The 22,067-nt window shown below is 71.6% G+C and carries 25 protein-coding genes; 15 read left to right on the forward strand and 10 right to left on the reverse strand.

Annotated elements, in window-relative coordinates; translation table 11 throughout:
• The first annotated feature begins 54 nt into the window (after positions 1 to 54).
• Positions 55 to 1,002 (forward strand): LysR substrate-binding domain-containing protein, encoded by a 948-nt coding sequence (locus ACIG5F_RS01060; protein WP_396515308.1) that lies wholly within the window; start codon positions 55 to 57, stop codon positions 1,000 to 1,002.
• On the opposite strand, the gene ACIG5F_RS01065 is transcribed toward ACIG5F_RS01060, so the two are convergent.
• Positions 999 to 2,411, reverse strand: a complete 1,413-nt coding sequence (locus ACIG5F_RS01065) for an amidase (RefSeq protein ID WP_396515310.1) — start codon at positions 2,409 to 2,411, stop codon at positions 999 to 1,001. The genes ACIG5F_RS01060 and ACIG5F_RS01065 overlap by 4 nt on opposite strands.
• A gap of 23 nt (positions 2,412 to 2,434) precedes the next feature.
• Positions 2,435 to 2,827, reverse strand: a complete 393-nt coding sequence (locus tag ACIG5F_RS01070; protein ID WP_396515312.1) for a DUF1707 domain-containing protein — start codon at positions 2,825 to 2,827, stop codon at positions 2,435 to 2,437.
• A 125-nt stretch (positions 2,828 to 2,952) separates the two neighbouring features.
• On the opposite strand from ACIG5F_RS01070, the gene ACIG5F_RS01075 reads away from it, so the two are divergent.
• The 3 genes from ACIG5F_RS01075 (at position 2,953) to ACIG5F_RS01085 (ending at position 4,758) form a co-directional block, all read left to right on the forward strand.
• The gene (locus ACIG5F_RS01075) at positions 2,953 to 3,693 is read left to right on the forward strand and encodes an SDR family NAD(P)-dependent oxidoreductase (protein WP_396515314.1); all 741 of its coding nucleotides are present in this window, start codon (positions 2,953 to 2,955) and stop codon (positions 3,691 to 3,693) included.
• Between the two features lie 79 nt (positions 3,694 to 3,772).
• On the forward strand, positions 3,773 to 4,396 hold the full coding sequence (locus ACIG5F_RS01080) for a TetR/AcrR family transcriptional regulator (protein WP_396515316.1): 624 nt from the start codon (positions 3,773 to 3,775) through the stop codon (positions 4,394 to 4,396).
• An 86-nt stretch (positions 4,397 to 4,482) separates the two neighbouring features.
• Positions 4,483 to 4,758 carry a hypothetical protein gene (locus ACIG5F_RS01085; protein ID WP_396515318.1) on the forward strand — a complete coding sequence of 92 codons (276 nt, stop codon included), beginning with the start codon at positions 4,483 to 4,485 and terminating at the stop codon, positions 4,756 to 4,758.
• On the opposite strand, the gene ACIG5F_RS01090 is transcribed toward ACIG5F_RS01085, so the two are convergent.
• On the reverse strand, positions 4,759 to 5,643 hold the full coding sequence (locus tag ACIG5F_RS01090; RefSeq protein WP_396515319.1) for a sucrase ferredoxin: 885 nt from the start codon (positions 5,641 to 5,643) through the stop codon (positions 4,759 to 4,761).
• A gap of 139 nt (positions 5,644 to 5,782) precedes the next feature.
• Here ACIG5F_RS01090 and ACIG5F_RS01095 point away from each other — a divergent pair, with 139 nt between their 5' ends.
• Positions 5,783 to 7,318, forward strand: a complete 1,536-nt coding sequence (locus tag ACIG5F_RS01095) for an acyl-CoA carboxylase subunit beta (RefSeq protein WP_396515320.1) — start codon at positions 5,783 to 5,785, stop codon at positions 7,316 to 7,318.
• A gap of 16 nt (positions 7,319 to 7,334) precedes the next feature.
• The gene (locus tag ACIG5F_RS01100; protein ID WP_396515321.1) at positions 7,335 to 10,409 is read left to right on the forward strand and encodes a UvrD-helicase domain-containing protein; all 3,075 of its coding nucleotides are present in this window, start codon (positions 7,335 to 7,337) and stop codon (positions 10,407 to 10,409) included.
• Positions 10,410 to 10,485: 76 nt separating this feature from the next.
• Here ACIG5F_RS01100 and ACIG5F_RS01105 read toward each other — a convergent pair whose 3' ends face one another.
• Complete coding sequence (locus ACIG5F_RS01105; protein ID WP_396515322.1) at positions 10,486 to 11,874, reverse strand: protein kinase; 1,389 nt, start codon at positions 11,872 to 11,874, stop codon at positions 10,486 to 10,488.
• A gap of 169 nt (positions 11,875 to 12,043) precedes the next feature.
• Here ACIG5F_RS01105 and ACIG5F_RS01110 point away from each other — a divergent pair, with 169 nt between their 5' ends.
• Positions 12,044 to 12,691, forward strand: a complete 648-nt coding sequence (locus tag ACIG5F_RS01110; RefSeq protein WP_396515323.1) for a VC0807 family protein — start codon at positions 12,044 to 12,046, stop codon at positions 12,689 to 12,691.
• On the opposite strand, the gene ACIG5F_RS01115 is transcribed toward ACIG5F_RS01110, so the two are convergent.
• Positions 12,688 to 13,167, reverse strand: a complete 480-nt coding sequence (locus ACIG5F_RS01115; protein ID WP_396515324.1) for a GNAT family N-acetyltransferase — start codon at positions 13,165 to 13,167, stop codon at positions 12,688 to 12,690. The two genes, ACIG5F_RS01110 and ACIG5F_RS01115, sit on opposite strands and share 4 nt — an antisense overlap.
• Before the next feature lie 90 nt (positions 13,168 to 13,257).
• Between ACIG5F_RS01115 and ACIG5F_RS01120 the strand changes: the two genes are divergently transcribed.
• Entirely contained in the window at positions 13,258 to 13,992 is a 735-nt protein-coding gene (locus tag ACIG5F_RS01120; RefSeq protein ID WP_396515325.1) for an SRPBCC family protein, read from the forward strand.
• Here the strand turns inward: ACIG5F_RS01120 and ACIG5F_RS01125 are convergent.
• The gene (locus ACIG5F_RS01125; protein ID WP_396515326.1) at positions 13,979 to 14,785 is read right to left on the reverse strand and encodes a phosphotransferase family protein; all 807 of its coding nucleotides are present in this window, start codon (positions 14,783 to 14,785) and stop codon (positions 13,979 to 13,981) included. The two genes, ACIG5F_RS01120 and ACIG5F_RS01125, sit on opposite strands and share 14 nt — an antisense overlap.
• A 67-nt stretch (positions 14,786 to 14,852) precedes the next feature.
• Here ACIG5F_RS01125 and ACIG5F_RS01130 point away from each other — a divergent pair, with 67 nt between their 5' ends.
• Positions 14,853 to 15,614 (forward strand): putative protein N(5)-glutamine methyltransferase, encoded by a 762-nt coding sequence (locus ACIG5F_RS01130; RefSeq protein WP_396515676.1) that lies wholly within the window; start codon positions 14,853 to 14,855, stop codon positions 15,612 to 15,614.
• Here ACIG5F_RS01130 and ACIG5F_RS01135 read toward each other — a convergent pair.
• Together ACIG5F_RS01135 and ACIG5F_RS01140 are read right to left on the reverse strand one after the other, a co-directional pair.
• On the reverse strand, positions 15,611 to 15,781 hold the full coding sequence (locus ACIG5F_RS01135; RefSeq protein WP_396515327.1) for a hypothetical protein: 171 nt from the start codon (positions 15,779 to 15,781) through the stop codon (positions 15,611 to 15,613). The two genes, ACIG5F_RS01130 and ACIG5F_RS01135, sit on opposite strands and share 4 nt — an antisense overlap.
• On the reverse strand, positions 15,778 to 16,188 hold the full coding sequence (locus tag ACIG5F_RS01140; protein WP_396515328.1) for a Uma2 family endonuclease: 411 nt from the start codon (positions 16,186 to 16,188) through the stop codon (positions 15,778 to 15,780). The genes ACIG5F_RS01135 and ACIG5F_RS01140 overlap by 4 nt, the downstream gene beginning before the upstream one ends.
• A gap of 362 nt (positions 16,189 to 16,550) precedes the next feature.
• On the opposite strand from ACIG5F_RS01140, the gene ACIG5F_RS01145 reads away from it, so the two are divergent.
• From ACIG5F_RS01145 to ACIG5F_RS01160, 4 genes are read left to right on the forward strand one after another with little or no spacing between them, the layout of a single operon-like run.
• Positions 16,551 to 17,144 (forward strand): carboxymuconolactone decarboxylase family protein, encoded by a 594-nt coding sequence (locus tag ACIG5F_RS01145; protein ID WP_396515329.1) that lies wholly within the window; start codon positions 16,551 to 16,553, stop codon positions 17,142 to 17,144.
• A 14-nt stretch (positions 17,145 to 17,158) separates the two neighbouring features.
• Entirely contained in the window at positions 17,159 to 18,166 is a 1,008-nt protein-coding gene (locus tag ACIG5F_RS01150) for a tyrosine-type recombinase/integrase (RefSeq protein WP_396515330.1), read from the forward strand.
• Between the two features lie 21 nt (positions 18,167 to 18,187).
• Positions 18,188 to 18,550, forward strand: a complete 363-nt coding sequence (locus ACIG5F_RS01155; RefSeq protein ID WP_396515331.1) for a YciI family protein — start codon at positions 18,188 to 18,190, stop codon at positions 18,548 to 18,550.
• Positions 18,547 to 19,755, forward strand: coding sequence for an RNA polymerase sigma factor (locus ACIG5F_RS01160; protein ID WP_396515332.1), 1,209 nt, complete (start codon positions 18,547 to 18,549; stop codon positions 19,753 to 19,755). The genes ACIG5F_RS01155 and ACIG5F_RS01160 overlap by 4 nt, the downstream gene beginning before the upstream one ends.
• Here the strand turns inward: ACIG5F_RS01160 and ACIG5F_RS01165 are convergent.
• Positions 19,752 to 20,339, reverse strand: a complete 588-nt coding sequence (locus tag ACIG5F_RS01165; RefSeq protein WP_396515333.1) for a TetR/AcrR family transcriptional regulator — start codon at positions 20,337 to 20,339, stop codon at positions 19,752 to 19,754. The genes ACIG5F_RS01160 and ACIG5F_RS01165 overlap by 4 nt on opposite strands.
• Positions 20,340 to 20,357: 18 nt before the next feature.
• Between ACIG5F_RS01165 and ACIG5F_RS01170 the strand changes: the two genes are divergently transcribed.
• Positions 20,358 to 20,990, forward strand: coding sequence for a class I SAM-dependent methyltransferase (locus tag ACIG5F_RS01170; RefSeq protein WP_396515334.1), 633 nt, complete (start codon positions 20,358 to 20,360; stop codon positions 20,988 to 20,990).
• Here ACIG5F_RS01170 and ACIG5F_RS01175 read toward each other — a convergent pair.
• Positions 20,983 to 21,453 carry a GNAT family N-acetyltransferase gene (locus tag ACIG5F_RS01175; protein ID WP_396515335.1) on the reverse strand — a complete coding sequence of 157 codons (471 nt, stop codon included), beginning with the start codon at positions 21,451 to 21,453 and terminating at the stop codon, positions 20,983 to 20,985. The genes ACIG5F_RS01170 and ACIG5F_RS01175 overlap by 8 nt on opposite strands.
• 45 nt (positions 21,454 to 21,498) lie before the next feature.
• Between ACIG5F_RS01175 and ACIG5F_RS01180 the strand changes: the two genes are divergently transcribed.
• Positions 21,499 to 21,954, forward strand: coding sequence for a PPOX class F420-dependent oxidoreductase (locus tag ACIG5F_RS01180; RefSeq protein WP_396515336.1), 456 nt, complete (start codon positions 21,499 to 21,501; stop codon positions 21,952 to 21,954).
• The last annotated feature ends 113 nt before the right edge of the window (positions 21,955 to 22,067 follow it).

The raw sequence follows: 22,067 nt of genomic DNA on the forward strand, positions 1-22,067 counted from the left end.
CCGCGATCGTGCAGGTCCAGTTCGCGTTCGCACGGTAATACGTAAGCTGGGCTGATGCTTGAGGTGCGCCGGCTGCGGCTGCTGCGGGAACTGGCCCATCGCGGCACCATCGCCGCGGTCGCCGAGGCGGTGGCGTTCACGCCGTCAGCGGTGTCCCAGCAGTTGTCGGCGCTGGAACGCGAGGCCGGTGTGCCGCTGCTGGCCCGCAGCGGCCGCCGCGTCGTGCTCACGCCGGCCGGCCGCACGCTGGTCCGACACACCGAGGCCGTGCTGGCCCAGCTGGAGCGCGCCGCCGCCGAGCTGGACGGCGCGCGGCGGGGTCTGTCGGGGTCGCTGCGGATCGGCACGTTCGCCAGCGCCGGCCGCGCCATGGTGCCCGCGGCCCTCGCCGAGCTGGCGCGGCGGCATCCCGGGCTGGAGCCCATGGTCGTGGAGCTCGACCCGGCGCTGGTGGCCGACGCCCTTCGGGCCGGCGACCTGGACGTCGCCCTCGTGCACGAGTACGACTTCGCCCCGGTGCCGCCCGAGCCTGGTATCGCGGTGACACCGCTGTGTCGGGAGGCGATGTTCCTGGCCACCGCCGACCCCGCGCTCACCACCGTCGCCGACTGCCGCGACCAGCCGTGGATCCTGGCCGTGGCCGGCACCCTGTGCCACCGCATGACCGTGCACGCCTGTCAGGCCGCCGGCTTCACCCCGCACGCCCGCCACCAGGTCGACGACTTCGCCACCGTGCTCGCCCTGGTCGCCGCCGGCCAGGGCGTGGCCCTCGTGCCGGAGCTGGGCCTGGTCGACCGCCCCGACGGCGTCACCCTGACCCGCCTGTCGCTGGGGCGGCGCACCCACATCGCCCACCGCCTCGGCGCCGAGGACCACCCCGCCGTCCGCGCCCTCACCACCGCCCTCACCACCGCCGTCCCCGCCGGATTGGCGCTTGGAAGGGGGCTTTCCTCCACTCGGAGTGGAGGAAAGCCCCCTTCCAAGCGGTTGGGTGGGGGTTAGAAGCCGGAGGGGCGCAGGTCGGCCCAGGGGCGGGCGGCTTCGATCTGGGACGAAAGGGACAGCAGTGTGCACTCGTCGTGCGGGCGGCCGACCAGCTGCACGGCCAGGGGCAGGCCCTCGGGGGTGAAGCCGGCCGGCAGTGAGGCGGCGGGGTTGCCGGCGATGTTCCACTGCGGCAGGAACGCGGTGTACCGGTTGGCGGCCAGCAGCGTGGCCAGCGTGGAGCGGCCCTGCCACTCGCCGACCCGGATCGGCGGCCGGGTCAGGGTGGGCGTGAGCAGGACGTCGGCGTGGGTGAAGACGTCGTTGGCGGCCTGGGAGAACCGCTGCCCGAACCGCCGCGACCGCGTGACCAGCCAGCGCGGCACGGCCCGGCCGAGGGCGGCGACCTGGCGGGTGCGGCGCTCCAAGACGTGCGGGCGGTCCAGCCCGGCGGCGGCCTCGGCGGCGCTGGACAGGTAGCGCGGGGCCAGCGCCAGCTGCGTGGTCGGGTCGAGCAGCGTGGGGTCCCGCTCGATGACCTCGTGCCCCAGCTCCCGCAGCAGCTCGACCGTGGCGGCGACGGCCGCGCGCACGCGAGGGTCGATGCGCACGCCGGCGACCCACGGCTTGAGCGACACGGCGACCCGCAGCCGGCCGGGCGGGGTGGCGGCGGCCTCGACGAAGCTCATGCGGGGCGGGATCGCGGCGACCGGGTCGCTGGGCAGCGAACCCCGGATCTGGTCGGCGACCAGGGCCCAGTCCCGCACGTGACGGCTGAGCGGACCGGCCACCACCATGCCCGTCCACAGCTCGCCGTTGGGGTGCAGCGACACCCGCCCACGCTGCGGCTTAAGGCCGAACACGCCGCTGGACGCGGCGGGGATGCGGATCGAGCCCGCACCGTCGGTGCCGATGGCCGCGCCGGCCAGGCCCGCGCACACGGCGCTGGCCGAGCCGCCGCTGGAGCCGCCGGGGGTGTGCGCGAGCGACCACGGGTTGCGGGTCGCGCCCGCGGACGCCGACTCCGTGTACGGCCACAGCCCCAACTCCGGCATGCGCGTGCGGCCCACGATCACCGCCCCCGCAGCCCGCAGCCGACGCACCACCTCGGAGTCGAACGGCTCGGTCCGGTCCACGGCGTAGGTGCCGGTGGTGGTCGGCAGGCCGGCGATCGCCAGGTCCTCCTTCACGGCGATCGGCACGCCCAGCAGCGGCGCGTCCTCGCCGTGGGCCCGCCGCTCGTCGGCCTGCGCCGCCTCCTCCAACGCCCGCTCGACGAACACCAGGCGGTAGGCGTTGAGGTCACGGTCGTGGCGCTCGACGCGCCGTAGCGTGGCGGCCACCAGCTCCCGTGACGACAGCTCGCCGGCGCGCAGCAGGTCGGCCTGGTCGGCGGCGCCGGCGAAACACGCGTCATCGAGGTCCATGTACTCGACAGTAGGGCTGTTGCCTACATCCGGGCAGAGTGTCCCCAGTCGCGCCCGCCCCAGCCGCCCCGCCGGGCCCCGAACTTCAGCGCCACGACGGCCAGCACGATCAGCGGGAAGGCGAAGCCGTGGCTGAGCACGACGATGCCGGTCAACGCGGCCACCACCACCAACACGCGGGGGTCCAAGCCCGGCCCTCGGCGGCGGCCGGGCGCCGGCTCGGGCCGGGGCGGTGGAGTCGGGTCGGGCAGGTCGGCGGTCAACGGCGGCAGGTCGTCGAGGAACCGGGCGGCGTAGGCGGCGGCGATGCGCTCCTCGGCCTCGGGCAGGGTCAGCAGCCCCTTGCCGACAGCCTCGTTGAGCCGCTCCACGACCCGTGCCCGGTCCTCGTCGGACGCTCTCATCTGAGTGGTCATGTCCTCCATGCTCCGCGCCCCTTGGGGCAGAGACGTCGGTCGGGAAGCGGCATATCGGCGTACGTCGGCGGGCGTAGGGCCATGATCGGACCATGGGGCAGACACTTGTCGGGAAGAGAGCGCTCGTGACGGGCGCAGGCCGCGGCATCGGGCGCGCGGTGGCCGTCGGGCTGGCCGCCGAGGGCGCGGACGTGGTGCTGGTCGCGCGCACCCGCAGCGAGCTGGAGGAGACCGCGGCGCTGGTGTCCACGTCGGCCCAGGTCATCCCGGCCGACCTGGGGGACCTGGCGCAGGTGGCGGCCGTGGCCGAGCAGGCCGGGCCGGTGGACGTGCTGGTCAACAACGCCGCCGTGCCTTGGCCGATGGGCCCGACCGCGCAGCTGGACCCGGCCGAGTTCGCGGCCACGCTCGCGGTGAACGTGACGGCGGTGGTGGCGCTGAGCATCGGGCTGCTGCCGGGCATGCTGGCCCGCGGCTGGGGGCGGGTGGTGAACCTGTCCAGCGGGGCCGCGCAGGTGCCGGACTTCCTGCTCGGCGGCAACGCGTACACGACGTCGAAGACGGCGGTCGAGGGCCACACCATCAACCTGGCCGCCGAGCTGGCCGGCACCGGCGTGACGGCCAACGTCTATCGGCCGGGCACCGTGGACACCTCGATGATGGCGTGGGTCCGGGAGCAGGGCGGCGACTACATCGACGACCGGTCGGCGGAGTTTTTCGCCCAGATGAAGGAGCGGGGCGACCTGCTGACGCCCGAGCAGGCGGCCGACTTCCTGATCGCCCAGCTGCCCGGCGCGGACAACGGGCGGATCTGGCACAACGACGACGGCGTGATCGACCGGCTGGCCGAGGAGGAATCGGCCTAGCCGACTGTGATCCACATGGCTGCTGGCCTGCGGCGCGTCGTGATCACCACAGGCGTGGTACCACAGCTATGGTGATCATGTGGGTGATCGACGTCCTGGCAACCGGCGGGCGCTGCTGGGCGACGCCGCCATCGCGATCCTGGCGCGGGAGGGCGGCCGTGGGCTGACCCACCGCGCCGTGGACCGGGAGGCGCAGGTGCCGCAGGGCACCACCAAGAACTACTTCCCGACCAGGGAATCCTTGCTGGAGGCGGCGGCCGCCCGGATGGCCGAGGAGCACCGGGCGGCGGTCGAGCGGCTGCACAGCACCACGCCGGCGCAGGTGTCGCCGAGCCAGCTGGGGGAGCTGTACCCGGCGCTGCTGCACCGGGCTGTCAACGGGGATCCGACGCAGCTGCTGGCCATGGCCGAGCTGTACCTGGAGGCGGTCCGCCGGCCGGGCGTGCGGCAGGCGCTGGGGGAAATGGCGATCGCCAATGCCGAGTCGGCGGTGGCGCTGCACCAGGTCGCGGGGCTGGACAGCTCGACCCGCGATGTCGGGGTGCTCGACGCCTATCTGTTGGGAATCTCGTTGTCCCTGCTGGCTTTGCCGCCGGAAGCGTTGCGCCGGATCGGTCTCGACGACCCCTATTCACTCGGTCTCGGCGTGTTCGCGGCGGCGGTCACGACACCCGCGGAGTCCGCACAGTCGGAATGCTCCTAAACGCGTTTCACCCGGCTGGACGAATTGTTTTCCGGTATTCGTGTGTCATCCTGGCGTTTGTGCGAGACCGGCCGGTGAGCACGTCCGTGCTGGTGGACGTGGTCTACGCGCTGGGCGGGGACGTGGTTGTCAGCCCCTCCGCCCAGCGCTTTGTCGACCCGGCGCTGTGTGATGCCGAGACCGCGGAGCGACTGCTGGCTGCGGCGGCCCTGATGGGCATTGCTCGTCAGATTATGCATGAAATCGTCGTGGCGAACGGTCTGCCGATCGACCAGGCCCGCCGACTGGCCGCCGACGCGGCCGCGGCCGCCGGGTGGATTTCCGGTGACGAGGGCGGAACGGAATGGCAACGCGCCGGCTGATCAGCGGGTGCGAATGACCTCGCCGACGACAAAGGCGCTCGGTACTGTGGGCTCCTTGCCACAACTGGCCGGCCGCGCCGGCAACTGGGGTTGTTCCGTCACGGTGACGGCCCATTCCCGGCCATCCGAATGAGTGACGACGGCGCCGTCGGGGGATACCGACAACAACTCCGGGTGCAGTTCCCCGTGCCGTTCCCGCACCGCCAGCTCCGCCACCTGCGCCGGCCGTGACCAGCACGAACGCCCCCGATTGCCGGCCAGCACCACCTCGTCGGAATCGAGCAGCCGCTGCCCGACCTCCGGCGAAAGCCACCCGTAGAGATAACCGGTCGGCAGCAGCACCGCGGTCGGCGCGAAACGGTGCCCGCCGGTGTGCGTGGTCTCCCAGACCAGCCCCGGGTTGGCCGCCGCCAGCGCCCCGGCCAGCGGACGCCCCTCCACCGCGCAGCACACGTCCCGGCGGCCGTTGGTGCACACCAGCAGCACCCGCTCGTCGATGCGCGTGCCCAGGCCCACGTGCTGCCCCGCACCGGCGGCCCGGAAGTCCAGGTCCAGCAGCTGCTTGGGATCGCTGAGCACCGTCGACTCCAGCCAGCACGCCCCCGGCCGCGTGGACGCCAGGTACACCTGCCGGGGCTGGGCGTGGTGATGGTCGGCGTGCTGGCCCGGCCGCCGGATCAGCACGATCCGCACGCCGCTGTCTTCCGCGCGCTTGGACAGCTCCGCCGCCAAGCCGCCGTCCATGTGGCTGTCCAGGAGGGCGTCACGTCCCCACGGACCAGGCTGCTCGACACACAGCCACGCGGTCGCCTCGGAGGCGGTGCCGGCGGCCGGCTCCCCGAGGGCAGCGGCCAGCGCCGAGCAGCTGCCGGACGTGTCGCGCACCTTCACCACCCTACCTCCGGGCGATCTCCCGCACCGCGCTCCAAAGCCACATGTGGCCCACATTCGACTCCCAGTGCCACATGTGGAGCACATGTGTCAGAGGAATCGGGGTGGGGGCGGGGCGCTTAGGGTGGCGGGCATGATCGAGGACTGGTCGGAGGAGGTCGCCGGGATCCGGCGCCGGCGGGAGCGCGCCGCCGAGCTCGGCGGCACCGACAAGATCGCCCGTCAGCACGCCAGCGGCCGCCTGACCGTGCGGGAACGCATCGACGCCCTCGCCGACCAGGGCAGCTTCGCCGAGATCGGGGCACTGGCCGGCTTCGCCAATCCCGACGGCACGGTCACCCCGGCGAACTTCGTGGCCGGCACCGCGCGGCTGGACGGCCGCAAGGTGGTGCTCGGGGCCGACGACTTCACCGGCCGCGGCGGCTCCGGCGACGCCGCCATCCACGCCAAGCAGGTGTACGCCGAGCAGCTGGCCGGCCAGTTCCGGCTGCCGATGATCCGGCTGCTGGACGGGGCCAGCGGCGGCGGCAGCGTCAAGATGGTCGAGCAGGCCGGCTACAGCTACGTGCCGGTCAACCCGGGTTGGGACCACGTCGTCGACAACCTGTCCACGGTGCCGGTCGTGTCGGCCTGCCTGGGCCCCGTGGTCGGCCTCGGCGCGGCACGGGCGGTCATGTCGCACCTGTGCGTGCTGGTCGAGGGCCTCGCGCAGCTGTTCGTCGCCGGCCCGCCGGTGGTCAAGGGCGGCATCGGCGAGGACGTCGACAAGGAGCAGCTCGGCGGCGCGGAGGTGCACCGCCGCAACGGCAACGTGGACCGCTTCGTCGCCACCGAGGCCGAGGCGTTCGCGGTGATCCGCCGGTTCCTGTCCTACCTGCCGTCCAGCGTGCATGAGCTGCCACCGGTCACGACCAGCGGCGACGCCCCCGACCCCGAGCCGCTGCTGTCGGCGATCCCGCGCAACCCCCGCCGCCCCTACCGGATCGCCCCGATCCTGGACGCCGTGTTCGACGCCGGCTCCGTGTTCCGCTACGCCGACTACGGCGGCGCGACCGTCACCGCCCTGGCCCGCCTCGACGGCCACCCCGTGGGCGTGGTCGCCACCGATCCGTACCGCGGCAACACGCTGTCCGCCGCCGGCGCGCTCGCGCTGACCCGGCTGGTCGACCTGTGCGAGACCTTCCACCTGCCGATCGTCAGCCTCACCGACCAGGGCGGCATGACCATCGGCACCGTCGCCGAACGCGCCGGCACGCTGCGCGCCGGGGCCCGCGCCATCAGCGCCGTCTACCAGGCCCGCGTGCCCCAGGCCGAGCTCATCCTGCGCCGCGTGTACGGCGTGGGCGGGGCCGGCATCGTCAACCGCCACCGCGGCGGCCGCAGCTGGGCCTGGCCCTCAGGCGACTGGGGCTCGCTGCCGGCCAAGGGCGGCATCGAGGCCGCCTACCGGGCCGAACTCGCCCGCTCCGACGACCCCGAACGGGACCTCGACGCCATCCAGCAACGGCTGGCCGCGCTCACCTCCCCGTTCCGCACCGCCGAGCACTTCGGCGTGCAGGACATCATCGACCCCCGGGAGAGCCGGGCCCTGCTGTGCGAGTGGGCGCACGACGCGTACCGACTACTGCCCGCACAGGTGGGACCACCCAACTGGGGAACCCGGCCCTAGTGGCAAGATCGAGCCGGTGCGCTTCTACGCCGACCTGCACATCCACTCGAAGTACTCCCGGGCATGCAGCCGAGACTGCGATCTCGAGCACCTGACCTGGTGGGCCCAGCGCAAGGGCATCAGCCTCGTCGGCACCGGCGACTTCACCCATCCCGCCTGGTACGACCACCTGCGCGAGACCCTGGTCCCGGCCGAGCCGGGCCTGTTCCGGCTGCGCCCCGAGCTCGACCGCGACATCGCCCGCACGCTGCCGGCCAGCTGCGTCGGCGACGTCCGGTTCATGCTCAGCGTGGAGATCAGCACGATCTACAAGCGGGACGACCGCACCCGCAAGGTCCACCACCTGATCTACATGCCCGACTTCGACGCCGCCGCCGAGTTCAACCGGCGGCTGGGCAAGATCGGCAACCTCGGCTCCGACGGCCGCCCCATCCTCGGCCTGGACTCCCGCGACCTGCTGGAGATCACCCTGGAGAGCGGCGAAGGCTCCTACCTGGTGCCGGCCCACGTGTGGACGCCGTGGTTCGCGGTGCTGGGCTCCAAGTCCGGCTTCGACGCCATCGCCGACTGCTACGCCGACCTCGCCGACCACGTGTTCGCCGCCGAGACCGGCCTGTCCAGCGACCCCGAGATGAACTGGCGCGTCTCCGGCCTGGACAAGTACACGCTGGTCAGCAACTCCGACGCGCACTCGCCGCCCATGCTCGGCCGTGAGGCCACCATGTTCGACACCGACATGGACTACTACGCCGTGCGCCGCGCCCTGGAGACCCGCGAGGGGTTCGCCGGCACCGTCGAGTTCTTCCCCGAGGAGGGCAAGTACCACTCCGACGGGCACCGCAAGTGCGACGTGCGCTTCGGCCCGGCCGAGACCATCGCCCACAACGGCCTGTGCCCAACCTGCGGCAAGCCGCTCACCGTCGGCGTGCTCAGCCGCATCCAGGAGCTGGCCGACCGCGAGTTCGGCTACCAGCCGGCCGATCCGGTCGACTTCCGCAGCCTCATCCCGCTGCCGGAGATCATGAGCGAGCTGCTCGGCGTCGGGCCCAAGAGCAAGAAGGTCATGGCCGAGATCGCCTCGCTGACCGCCGCCCACGGCCCCGAGCTGGGGATTCTCGACGACGTGCCGCTGGAGGACCTGACCGCGTCCAACCCGCTGCTCGGCGAGGCCATCGGCCGGCTGCGCCGCGGCGAGGTGATCCGCGAGGCCGGCTACGACGGCGAGTACGGCGTGATCCGGCTGTTCGAGCCGGGGGAGCTGGCCAAGGCCTCCGGCTCGGTGTCGCTGTTCGACGACGACCTGTTCGCCGCGCCGGCCAAGCCCGCCACGAAGCCGGCCGGCAGCGTCCGGCCGCCGGAGCCGGCGGACCTGTTCGAGCCGGAACCCGCTCAACCGGTCTCGCCGGCGCTGGTGCCCGAGCCCGCTGGTGTCGTCGCGTTCGAGGAGCCCGAGCTCCCGCTCATCGACCCCGAGCCGTCCCTGCTCGACGGCCTGGACCCCGACCAGCGCGCCGCCGCGGCCGTCGCCGCCGGGCCGCTGCTGATCATCGCCGGACCCGGCACCGGCAAGACCCGCACCCTGACCCACCGCATCGCCCACCTCGTCACCGAACGCGGCGTGCCGGCCTCGCAGTGCCTGGCCATCACCTTCACCCGCCGCGCCGCCGCCGAAATGGCCGAACGGCTGGAAGCCCTGGTCGGGACACAGGCGCACGACCTCACCGTGGCCACCTTCCACTCGCTGGGCGTGCGGATCCTGCGCGAGCAGCACGCCCGCGTCGGCCTCACCGCACGCTTCGGCATCGCCGACGAGACCGTCGTCCAGGAACTGCGCGACGAACACGGCGAGACGTACAAGAAGGAACTGCACGCCCGCGACCTGGTCGACTTCGACGACCTGGTGGAGATGCCGGTCGAGCTGCTGGCCGGCGACACCGCCCTGATCGAGCACTACCGGACCCGCTGGCCGTGGGTCAGCGTCGACGAGTACCAGGACGTCGACGAGACCCAGTACCGCCTGCTGCGCCTGCTGTGCGCGGCCGACGGCAACCTCACCGCCATCGGCGACCCCGACCAGGCGATCTACCGCTTCCGCGGCGCCGACGTCGGCTTCTTCCTCCGCTTCCAGGAGGACTTCCCGGGCGCGACCCGCGTCCAGCTCGGCCGCAACTACCGCTCCGGCCGGCACATCCTCACCGGGGCCGTGCAGGCCATCACCCCGACCACCCTGGTCGAGGACCGCACCCTCCAGCCCTGCGGCCCGCACACCGAACACGCCCTCATCGGCCTGCACCACGCCATCGACGAGCAGGCCGAGGCCAGTTTCGTCGCCCGCACCATCGACCAGCTGCTCGGCGGCTCCTCGTTCCACTCCCTCGACAGCGGCCGCGTCGCCGGCGACGGCACCCAGGGCCTGTCGTTCAACGACTTCGCCGTGCTCTACCGCACCAGCGGCCAGGCCAAGGCCGTCATGGAAGCGCTGACCCGCTCCGGTCTACCGTTCCAGAAACGCTCCCACGACCGGCTCACCGACCGGCCCGGCGTGCGCGCCCTCGCCCGTGAACTCGCCCTGGTCGGACTGCACGGATCCGTCGTCGAACGCGTCCGCCAGGCTGCTCACGGCCTCGACGACGAGGACGCCTTCACCGCCCTGGAACTGCTCATGCCGCTGGCCACCCGCTTCGGCGACGACGTGGCCGGCTTCCTGTCCGAGCTGGCGCTGGGGGCCGAGGTCGACACCTGGGACCCCCGGGCCGACCGCGTCTCGCTGCTGACCCTGCACGCCTCCAAGGGCCTGGAGTTCCCGGTGGTGTTCCTGGTCGGCTGCGAGGACGGGCTGCTGCCCATGCGCTGGCCGGGGGAGGACCCCGACCCCGAGGCCGTCAACGAGGAACGCCGCCTGTTCTTCGTCGGCATGACCCGCGCGCAGCAGCACCTCTACCTCAGCCACGCCACGTCCCGCATGCGCCACGGCGCCGTCCGCCAGGCCGGCCCGTCCCCGTTCCTGTCGGCCATCAGCCCCTCGGTCACCAACCGTATCGGCGAACCCGTCCCCAAAAAACGCAAACCCCGCCAAGAAAGCCTTTTCTAAGCCCCTTTGGCGCTTGGAAGGGGGCCTTCCTCCACTCGGAGTGGAGGAAGGCCCCCTTCCAAGCGATTACGCGGGGTTAGTGGGAGAGGGGGGTGCAGGTGAGGTGGGGGGCGGGCGGGGAGGAGCCGGGGGAGCCGGCGACTAAGCCGAAGCTGGTGGAGGTGTTGGCGGCCAGCACCGCGTTCCACGAGGCGTTGCGGACCACCAGCACCGACCCCTCCTGCGAGAACGTGCCGTTCCACAGGCTCGTCACCCGCTGACCGCCCGGCAGCCGCCACGTCACCTGCCAACCGGTCAGCTGCGCGCCGGTCAGGTTGGTGATCGTCACCGCCGCCTGGTAGCCCGATGACCAGCTGTTCATCACGTCATAACGGGCCGAGCACGACCCACCCGTCGACACCGGATCGGCCGCCGACGACGTGGTCGTCGACGGCGGGGCAGCCGCCACCACCGGCGGCCTGCCGTGCGCAGGCGACGCCACCGGACGCACCCCGAACTGCTGCGCGACCAGCAAACTCACCGCCACCACCGCGGCCGCCACCGGCACCCCCAACGCCAGCCACCGGCCCACCGGCGAAGCCCGCCGCGGCTGGGGCAGCGACGCCATCCGCTGCGTCGGCGGCCGCACCGACACCGACGGCGGCGCGGGCAGAGGAGACGAACCGGCCAGGACCTGCTCGAACCGGCTCGCCACCTCCGCCATCGTCGGACGCGTCTGCGGATCGCGCCCCAGCATCCGCACCAGCAGCTCCGCCACGGCCCCGCCCCGCTTGGGCGGCGTGATCTCCCCGTAGGCGATCTGGTGCAGCAACGCGATCGTGTTCTGGCCCATCCCGTGCGGCGGCTTGCCCTCGAAAGCCGCGTACAAGGTCGAACCCAGCGAGAACACGTCCGAACGCGGGCTGCTCTCCGACCCGGTCGCCACCTCCGGCGCGAGGTAGGCCGGAGTGCCCGCGAGAATGCCCACCGCGGTCACCGCCCCGTCGTCGGGCGCCCGCGCGATCCCGAAGTCGGTGATCTTGGCCGTGCCGTCCTCGGCCAGCAGGATGTTGTCCGGCTTCACGTCCCGGTGCACGATCCCCAGCTCATGCGCCGCCGCCAGCGCCGAGGCCACCTGGAACCCGACCGTGGCGACCTCCGTCGGGGCCAGCACCCCGCCGGACTCCACCACCTCCGACAGGCTCCGCGACGGCAGGTACTCCATCACCAGACACGGCCGGCCGTCGTGCTCCACCACGTCATGCACCGAGATCGCGTTGGGATGCTGCAACCGCGCCGTGATCCGCCCCTCCCGCCGCGCCCGCTCCACCGCCTCCCGCTCCGAGGCGTCGTCCGGCGCCAGCCCGCGCACCACCACCAGCTTGAGCGCGACCTCCCGGTCCAGCCGCTCGTCCCGCGCCCGCCAGACCGCGCCCATCGCGCCACGGCCGATGCACGACACCAGGCGATACCGCCCGTCGATCAACTCACCACTGTCCGGCACACCGCTACCTACGCGGCGATCGCACAACCGGATCAGTGAACCCGAACCGGGCCTCGGACGTCTCCCTCACAGAGACCCCGCACGAGCGTCAGCTAGCATTCGCCCACCCCGACAACGACTGCGAGACGGCCGACCAACCATGCCCGAGCACATGACGGTCCACCTCCCCGCACCACTGGTCCTGCTCCGCCGTGGCGCCCAGCACCTGCTGGAGACGACACTGGTGCCGCTCGGCCTGTTCTACATCGTGTTCACCCTCGTCGGCCTCCAGGGCGCGTTATTCGCGGCCCTCGGCTGGTCGCTGGCGGCGCTCGCGCGCCGCGTGGTGCTGCGCAAGGAGATCCCCGCGGTGCTGTGGCTGACCACAGCCCTGCTCTGCGTGCGCACCCTCATCGGCTACGTCACCGGCAGCGTCTTCCTCTACTTCCTGCAACCGACCGTGCAGAACTTCGCCTTCGCCGCGATCCTGCTGGCCACCCTGCCGCTCAACCGGCCGCTGCTGGCCAAACTGGCCGACGACTTCTGCGCGTTCCCCACCACCATCACCGGCCACCCCCACATCCAGCGCTTCTTCCGCCAGGTCTCCTTCCTGTGGGCGCTGGTGTTCATCACCAACGGCGTCACCACCCTGTGGGCCCTGGCCAGCGCCACCGTCGGCAACTTCCTCATGGTCAGCACCGCTGGCTCCTACAGCATGGTCGCCCTCGGCATCGCGGTGTCCCTGCTCTGGTTCCGCCGCCTGCTGCGCGCCCACGGCATCACCCTGCGCCTGGGCCACAAGGCCGTCGCCGCCGCCTAGACCAGGCGTTTCTCGAACCAGTGATCCGCGTACGGCGAGTCGTTGAACGCCGGAATCTCGACGTAGCCGTGGCGCGCGTACAGCCGCCGCGCCTCGACCAGGTCCTTGCGCGTGTCCAGACGGGCGGTCGTCAGGCCCAGGCCGACGGCCGCCCGTTCCAGTTCGGCCAGCAGCACCGGGGCGCCGCCTCGGCCCCGTAGCGACGGGCGCAGGAAGACCCGCGTCAGCTCGGCGATGTCGGGGGAGAAGACCCGGAAACCGCCGCAGCCGGCCAGCTCGCCGTCCTGGAAGAGGGCCAGCAGCAGGCCGGTCGGCGGCGTCAGGTCATGACTGGGCTCCTCGACCAGCACCTGCTCCACGATCTCGGGCGGCTGCGGCTCACCCCAGTACCGGTCCACGATCTCCGTGTAGTACTCCCGCAGCAGGCCCAGGCCCACCGGCCCGTCCGGGTCCACCGGCTCGACTGTCCACCCCACCTGCGCATCCTCACCGAGCGGTCGCCGCCGGGCGAGCGAATTTCGCGCATGCCGTTGCCAGCATATTCCCGTACAGCTATATTCGCGGCCATGGAACTCGGCACCCACCACGACGGCCGCCCGGCCCTGCGTATCGAACGCCACCTCAAGCACCCGCCCGAGCTGGTCTGGCGCGCCCTCACCGAACCCGAGCAGCTCAACGCCTGGTACCCGATCCGCGCCCTGACCATCGACCTGCGCGTCGGCGGCCGCATCGAGTTCGAGGGCATGCACGCCGTGGTCACCGAGCTCGACCCGCCCAAGGTCTTCGCCTTCTCCGAACACGCACCGCCCGAGATGAAGCGCGAGAGCGACGACCTCATCCACTTCCAACTCACCCCCGACGGCCCCGGCTGCCGCCTCGTGTTCACCCACGTCTTCGACGACCGTCCCGCCGCCGCCAGCTACGCCAGCGGCTGGGCCGTCTGCCTCGACGCCCTCGAAGCCCTCGTCCACGGCGACACCGACTTTCGCCCGGGACGCCCCTCCGACGAGCACCACGAGCAGCTCATCCACCAGTTCGGCCTGGACCAGGGCACCGTCGAACGCATCGGCGACGGCTACCAGGTCCGCTTCGAACGCCAGCTCACCCGACCGGCCGACGTCGTCCGCGCGGCGCTGGGGGAGTTGGTGGCCGATCCCGCCGTGCACATCGAACTCTCCGACGGCACCGGACACGGAGCACGCCTCGAACTCACCCGAACCGTCGCCAGCGAAGCCGACGCAGACCTCGACGGCTGGCGACAGCGCATCGAGGACCTCGTCCACCGCATCACAGCCGACTGAGCGCCGCCCTCAGGAACGCGTCCCGCCGAGCGTTCAACGTCGGCCCATCGAGATCGGGTCGCCCCTGGTCGACCGCGTTCGGCAGCCACTCGCCGACGTCCGGCGGGGTGCTCAGCGACGCCACCACATCCCAGTACGCCACGTCCGGAGCCTCCCGGCCGGCCTGTTCCTGCCAACCTTCCAGCACCAGATCGGTGTGCTCCGGACCGTGGAACAGGGCGATGTCACAGCGCAGCGACCCGAGATCCACGCCCGGATGGCCGACGCCGGAGCAGTCCCAGTCGATGATCGCCGACAGCTCGTCGTCCACCCACATCGTGTTGCCCTGCCACAGATCCCCGTGCACCAACACCGTCGGATGCGGCGGCTCCGGCCGCGTCCCGACCGCCTCCATCGCCGCCAACAGCAGGGGAGAGGCGGTCCGACGCGCCCGCCAGTCGTCGAAGTCCACCAGCTCGATCGGCCGATGCCGAGGCGGCAAGTCCTTGGTGGGAGCCAACTCCACGGCATGGATCACCGCCACCGCCGCGCCCGTCGCCCGGATCCGAGCCGGCTCCGGCCTCGCCGGGATCTTGCTGCTGCCCGGCACCACCGAGATCAACAGCCCGTCCGCGCCGGTCTCGAGCACCCTCGGCGCGGCCACCCCGTTCGCCTCCGCGACCGTCAGGGCCGCGATCTCCGTGTCGAACGGGCCCTGGTCGCGCAGCACCGCCTGGCGGCCGTCGGCGTAGGTCAGCAGCCATGGCGACTTGCTGCCCTCGCGCAGGCCCACCCGGGAGATCACCGTGTCCATGGGGCGGCAGCGTAGGGGAGACCCGCTACTGTTTGCCGACCATTTTCACCATTCGGGGAGTCCCGCGATCGACATCGTGACCAGGCTTCGGGCGGCGGGCTGTGTGTTCGCCGAGGACGAGGCCGAGCTGCTGCTGGGAGCCGCCGCCGCGCCGGCCGAGCTGGAGTCCATGGTGGACAGACGCGTCGCGGGGGAGCCGCTGGAGTACATCGTCGGCTGGGCCGAGTTCCGCGGCCTGCGCATCGCCGTCGAGCCCGGCGTCTTCGTGCCCCGCCGCCGGACCGAGTTCATGGTGGAGCGGGCCTCGAAGCTGGTGCCGCCGGGCGGCGTGGTCGTGGACCTGTGCTGCGGCACGGGGGCCATCGGCGTCGCCGCCACGACCGGTATGTCCGATTTTGAGCTGTACGCGGGGGAGATCGACCCGAACGCCGTCCACTGCGCCCGCCGCAACGTCGAACCCGTTGGCGGACAGGTGTTCCAGGGCGACCTGTACGACGCCTTGCCGGTCACGCTGCGAGGCCGGGTCGACGTGCTGCTGGTCAACGCCCCGTACGTGCCGACCGACGAGATCGCCATGATGCCGCCCGAGGCACGCGATCACGAGGCCCGGGTCGCCCTGGACGGCGGTTCGGATGGCCTGGATCTGCACCGACGAGTCGCCTTGGACGCGCCGACGTGGCTCCGGCCCGGCGGTCACGTGCTCGTCGAGACCAGCGCTCGCCAGGCGGCCACCACACAGCGTTTGCTCACCGACGCCGGCCTGGAGGCCGGGGTAGAGCACTCAGAAGAGGTCGACGGCACGATCGCGGTGGGCCGGCGGCCGATTTAGCTCCGCTTACGGCGGGGACCGGTCAGCGCATTGAGGTCGACCGTGACCTCGTGGCCAGCGACCGGGCCGGTGTAGGTGCCGGTGATCAGCGAGGTGAAATGGTATCGGCCCATGTCATCGAGGGTGTAGACGGTCAGAGTCGGAACCTTCTCCTGGATGTCGATCACCCGGTGGTGGGGATGCCGTTGGCGGCGTACTCAGCGGGCTTCTTGATGTAGCCGCGGGCAGCGGACTCACCAGGCGACACGACTTCGACGGCCAAGAGGATCTGATCGGCTCGCACCCGCGCCTGTTCGCTGGCTTCCTCAGTGCAGACCACGACATCAGGCACTCGTCGAGATGACGGCTCGGCCAGATCCGCCTCGAACGCTGGCAAAGCCTCGAACTCGACGGGCAGCTGGTCGACGAGGCAGATGGCCAAGCGTTGCCTGGCGATGAGATGCGGGCCGGCTGGCCAGTCGGTGACAAGCAGCCGACCGTCTTCGATCTCCAGGCGGCAGGGATCGGGCATGCGCAGCTCGTCGAACGCGGCGGTGCTGATCGGGTCGCCGGAGCGCGGAGGTGCTGTGGTCACGGGGCACGGTAGCAGGGGTCCCGATCACCACGACTTAACATAATGTAGATTATCGGCCCTGTAGCGACCAGCGTGTCAGCCTGGGCTGAAGGCGTTCTGGACGGCTGTCTGGCTGGTTCGCCTCTACGGGCAATCCGTGCCGTGGCGTCGGCGCTGACGGCTATCGTCGGCGGCGTGGCGGCGTCTGGGACCGGGCCGGGAGGGTCGACGGGGCGGTCGAGGACGGTGTGAGCGTGGCGGATCCCCCTGGTGGGACCGGCCGGCGGCCCGCCCGGGACAGGCGGACTTTTCATGCATAATCGCCATTATGCAGCAAAACGGGCAGTGATCCAGTCTAGACCAGGAACCCAGGGGAGTCACGCATGTCGGACGAGATGGCACGGCTGCACGAGCGTGGGCGTGACACCTTCGCCGGCCTGGTGGACGGCGGCAGGGACCGGCTGGACCAGCTGTTCCGGGCCGCTCCCCAGCTGGCGGAGGTCGCGGTCGGCACGGTGTACGGCCACCTGGCCCACCGCCCCGCCCTGGACGAGCGCACCCGCGAGGCGGTGGCCATCGCGGCGATCGTGGCGGCCGGCTGCTGGGAGTCTCCCCTGTCGGTGCACGTCAGGACGGGCCTGGCCGCCGGCCTGACGGCGGCGGAGATCAGCGAGATCCTGGTGGAGACGGCGGCGTTCGCGGGCTTCCCGCGCGCGGTGAGCGCGGTGTCGAAGCTGCCGGACCTGTTCGCGGAGGCCGGCTCCCCCGTGCCGCCCGAGCCGGCGCCCCGAGAGGTGCTGCTCGACGCCCTCGACGGCGAGGAGCTGCGAGACCTCAGCGGGTACGAGGTGCAGGTGCTGACGACGGGCCCGAACACGGCGGTGGCGCTGTTCCGGGACGCCGACGGCACGCTCAGGGCCTCGGCGCAGGCCGACACGACCGGCGGGAAGATCTCGGGGATCACCGTCGTGCGCTGAAAACTGTCAGGGGCGTGCGGTACAAGATCCACATGAGGCTTGTGGACGCGCACGAGGCGTTCTTCGCGGCCCGGCGGCCGCGCAAGGACTCGCCGCACACGACCGACGCCTACCGGCGCGACCTGGCCGGCATCACGGCGCTGCTGGTGGAGGAGATCGGCGGCGAGGCGGAGATGCTGCTGGTGGAGGACCTGACGGCGCAGTCGCTGCGGACGGCGTTCGGCGCGTTCGCGGACACCCACGCCAAGTCCTCGGTGCTGCGGGCCTGGTCGACCTGGAACCAGTTCCTGACCTTCTGCGTGGCCGACGGCCTGTTGCCGGGCAACCCGATCGGGGCGGTGGCCCGCCCGCGCACCCCTCCCCTGTCCCCCAAGCCGTTGCGCGGCGAGGACACGCCGGAGCGGCTGCTGCGGGCGGCGGCGCACGGCGAGCGCAAGGCCCGGGATCCGTGGCCGGAGCGGGACGTGCTGGTGATCGCCCTGGGGCTGCTGGCCGGCCTGCGCAGCGCGGAGATGCGCACGCTGACGGTGAACTCGCTGGTCGGGCGGTCGGGTGAGATGCGGTTGCACGTCCACGGCAAGGGCAGTCGGGACCGGTCGATCCCGGTGGAGCCGTCGATGGAGAAGGTGATCGACGCGTATCTGGCGTCGTGTCGGTCCCGGTTCCCGCAGCAGCGGTTCGGGCGGGGCGCTCCCCTGCTGCGGGACCGGTCGGGCGAGGCGATCGGGCGTGGTGCGCTGGAGTACCTGGTGAAGTCGTGCTATCGGTGGGCGGGCCTGCACGACCGGGTGCCGGTGGGGGCAAGTCTGCACGCGTTGCGGCACACCTTCGCGACGCGGTTGGCCGAGGACGGGGCGACGGCGTCGGAGATCATGGCTCTGCTGGGCCATGCCAGCCTGGCCACGAGTCAGAACTACATCGAGGCCACGGGTCGTGAGCAGCGGGCGGCGGTGGCGAGCAATCGGACGTACCGTGCGCTCGAGGATGTCGAGACTCCCCCGTCGGCGTCGACCCCCTCGTGAGTCCACACCGAGGAGGATCGCGTGAAGTACCTGTTGATGATCTACCTGAACGACGAGACGTGGGCCGGGTTGTCGGCGGCGGAGCGGGACGCGGTCATGGCCGGGCACGAGGAGTTGCAGCGGATCACGCGTGAGTCCGGGGAGCTGTTGGACACCAATGCGTTGGGCGGTCCGGCGACGACGTCGGTGGTGCGGGTGCGGGACGGGGATCCGGTGGTGACCGACGGCCCTTTCCTGGAGGCGAAGGAGTACCTGGCGGGGTACTACCTGGTGGACTGTGAGTCGCGGGAGCGGGCGTTGGAGTTGGCGGCGATGATCCCGGACTCGCGGCATGGAGTGACGGAGGTGTGGCCGGTGATGATGTCGTCGGGGGTGGATGTGTGAGCGGTGAGGTGGCGGGGCTGCTGCGCGAGTTGGCGCCGCAGGTCCTGGCCGCGTTGACGCGGCGGCACGGGCAGTTCGACGCGTGTGAGGACGCGGTGCAGGAGGCGTTGCTGGCGGCGTCGCAGCAGTGGCCGGTGGAGGGGGTGCCGGACAATCCGCGGGCGTGGCTGTTGACGGTGGGGTCGCGGCGGCTGGCGGATGCGTGGCGCAGTGAGAGCGCGCGGCGGCGGCGTGAGGAGGCGGTGTTCGCCGCGGAGGTGGATGACGCGGAGGTGCCGGCGCGGGACGACACGTTGGCGTTGTTGTTCCTGTGCTGCCATCCGGCGTTGACGCCGGCGTCGCAGGTGGCGTTGACGGTGCGGGCGGTGGGTGGGTTGACCACGGCGCAGGTGGCGCGGGCGTTCCTGGTGCCGGAGGCGACGATGGCGCAGCGGATCTCGCGGGCCAAGCAGAAGATCAAGAAGGCGGGGGCGCAGTTCTCGCTGCCGCCGGAGGGCGAGCGGGACGAGCGGCTGCGGGCGGTGCTGCACGTGCTGTATCTGATCTTCAACGAGGGCTACACGGCGACCGCTGGGGATCGGTTGTCGCAGGTGGAGTTGACTGGTGAGGCGATTCGGCTGACGCGGGCGGTGCGGGGGTTGCTGCCGGGTGACGGCGAGGTGGCGGGGCTGTTGGCGTTGATGCTGTTGACGGAGTCGCGGCGGGCGGCGCGGTCGCGGCCGGACGGGTCGTTGGTGCCGCTGGCCGAGCAGGATCGGTCGTCGTGGGACGCGGCGGCGATCGCCGAGGGCGTGAAGTTGGTCAGCGACGCGTTGTCCACGACCCGGTTGGGCCCGTATCAGGTGCAGGCGGCGATCGCGGCTGTGCACGCGGAGGCGGCGTCGCCGGAGGAGACGGATTGGGTGGAGATCGCCGGTCTGTACGCGTTGTTGGCGCGGATGGCGCCGAATCCGATGGTGACGTTGAACCATGCGGTGGCGGTGGCGATGACGCGGGGGCCGGCGGCGGGGTTGGCGATGGTGGCCGATCTGGAGGGTGACGAGCGGGTGTCGGAGCATCACCGGGTGGCGGCGGTGCGGGCGCATCTGCTGGAGATGGCCGGGGACGTGGCCGGGGCGCGGGAGTCGTATCTGGCGGCGGCGCGGTTGACGTTGAGCATGCCGGAGCAGCGGTATCTGCTGGCCAAGGCCGAGGGCCTGGGTTAGGGGCGGGTGGCGCGTTCGAAGGTGTCGGCGAGTTCGCGGCCGAATTGGGTGGCGTCGAGGTCGGGGAAGGTGATGAGGCCGCGGACGGTGGCGTCGATGGCGCCGATGATGGCGACGGCCATGGCTTCGGGGTGGAAGGGGCCGAACTCCCCCGCTTGTTGGCCTTCGCGCAGGTGGGTGGCGAACAGGGTGAAGCGTTCGTCGACGAAGTCGGGGGTTTTGGGGGCGTTGAGGGCGATCTCGATCAGGGCGCGGACGTGGTCGGGGTGGGCGCGGACGAGTTCCATGTTGGATTCGAGGCGTGCGCGGAGTTTGGCGGCGTAGCCGGTGGCGGCGTCCATGCGGGGGCGCATGTAGTCGGCGGCGACGGTGGTGGTCTCGATGAGCACTTCGCGGATGAGGTCGTCCTTGTTGGCGAAGTGGTAGGAGATCATGCCGGTGCTGGACAGGCCGGCGTGTTTGGCGATGCGCGTGAAGGAGGCGGCGGCGTAGCCGTGTTCGGCGATCACGGCGATGGCGGCGGCGACGATCTGGGCGCGGCGGGCGCTTTCGGTGAAGGTCCTCCCCCGGGTGTTTGCGCGCATGAGCAATATGTAGCACGGGTGAGCTGGGAGGTGGCGGTGGAGGCGTTCGTGCGGGAGCACACCACGGCTCGGGCGACGGGGTTCGTGCCGGAGATCGTGTTGCGGGTGGCTGAGGACGTGACGCCGCTGTGGGAGCTGACCGGGGCGCCGGAGCCGCCGTTCTGGGCGTTTCCGTGGGCTGGTGGGCAGGGGGTGGCGCGGTTCGTGCTGGACAACCCGGAGTTGGTGGCCGGCAAGCGGGTGTTCGATCTGGCGTGTGGGTCGGGGTTGGTGGGGATCGCGGCGGCGTTGGCCGGGGCGTCGGCGGTGACGGCGTGCGATGTGGACGAGATGGCGTTGGTGGCGGCCGGGATCAACGCGGCGGCGAACGGGGTGTCGCTGACTCCCCTGGTGGCCGATGTGTTGGGGTCCACTGTGGACGCCGAGGTGGTGGTGGCCGGGGATGTGTTCTATGACAAGGACATGGCCGCGGAGGTGGGGCCGTTTCTGAGTCGGATGGCGGCGGGCGGGGCGGTGGTGTTGGTGGGTGATCCGAGCCGGCCGTATCTGCCGAGGGAGCGGTTCGATCTGCTGGCGCGCTATGACGTGCCGGTGCCGCGGTCGTTGGAGGGTGTGACGGTGTTGTCGACGACGGTGTGGCGGGCTAGGTGACCGGTCCGGTTCGGACGAAGCCGAGCGAGGTGAGCAGGCGTTCCGAGGGTGTGTTGCCGTCGGTGACGCCGGCGAGCACGACGGCGCCGGGCAGGGCTTGCAGCGAGGCGGCGACGACGGCGGTGCCGAGGCCTCGGCCTTTGCACTGAGGGTCGGTGATGACGTAGGCGATCATCGCCGTGCCGTCCCGTCCGGGAGAGACCAGGGAGGCGGCGAGCGGCTGGTTGTCCTCCCCCACGGCGACGAAGCTGGCGTCGGCGATCGCGCGCTGTCGCCAGGCGGCGATCTCCACTGCCCCGTCGTTGTTGTCGCCGAGGTCGTCGTCGATGGTGCCGGCGTAGGCGCGTTCCATGAGCGTGCCCAGCGCCGTGTCGTCGTCTGGGGTCAGTGGGCGCAGGGTGACGCCGTCGGCCTGCCGGGCCGGGGTGGGTCCGGGGTCGCGTCGGTACAGGCTTCGGTCCACGGCTTCATCCTGGCGGTGGTGTCGAACGGTATTAGGGTCTGGATCATGGCTGTTGCGACCAACGAAGCGGTGGACCGCGCCGCGCTGACCGAGTTCCTGCGCACGCGGCACCGGGCGATCATCATCACCACGCGGGCCGACGGCAGTCCGCAGTCCTCCCCCGTGACGTGCGGGGTGGACGGGCAGGGCCGGATCGTGGTGTCGACGTATCCGGAGCGCGCCAAGGTCCGCAACGCGCGGCGGGATCCGCGGGTGTCGTTCTGCGTGCTGTCGGACGAGTGGGATGGCCCGTACGTGCACGTGGAGGGCCGGGCCGAGGTGCTGGATCTGCCGGAGGCGCTGGAGCCGCTGGTGGAGTACTTCCGGGGCATCTCGGGCGAGCATCCGGACTGGGACGAGTACCGGGCGGCGATGGTCCGTCAGGGCAAGTGCCTGATCCGGGTGACGCCGACGCGCTGGGGTCCGGTGTCGACCGGCGGTTTCCCGGCCCGACTGGCCTGAGGCGGCTACACCAGGTGACGCCGCCGAATGAGTGCAATTGGCACACGACGGCGTGAACTGCGCTGTTCACCCCTGTCCCGTTGCACCGTTCGGAGCAGACTCGCTCTTGGTTA

The organism is Kutzneria sp. NPDC052558, from assembly GCF_044547355.1.
Taxonomy (GTDB): Bacteria; Actinomycetota; Actinomycetes; order Mycobacteriales; family Pseudonocardiaceae; genus Kutzneria.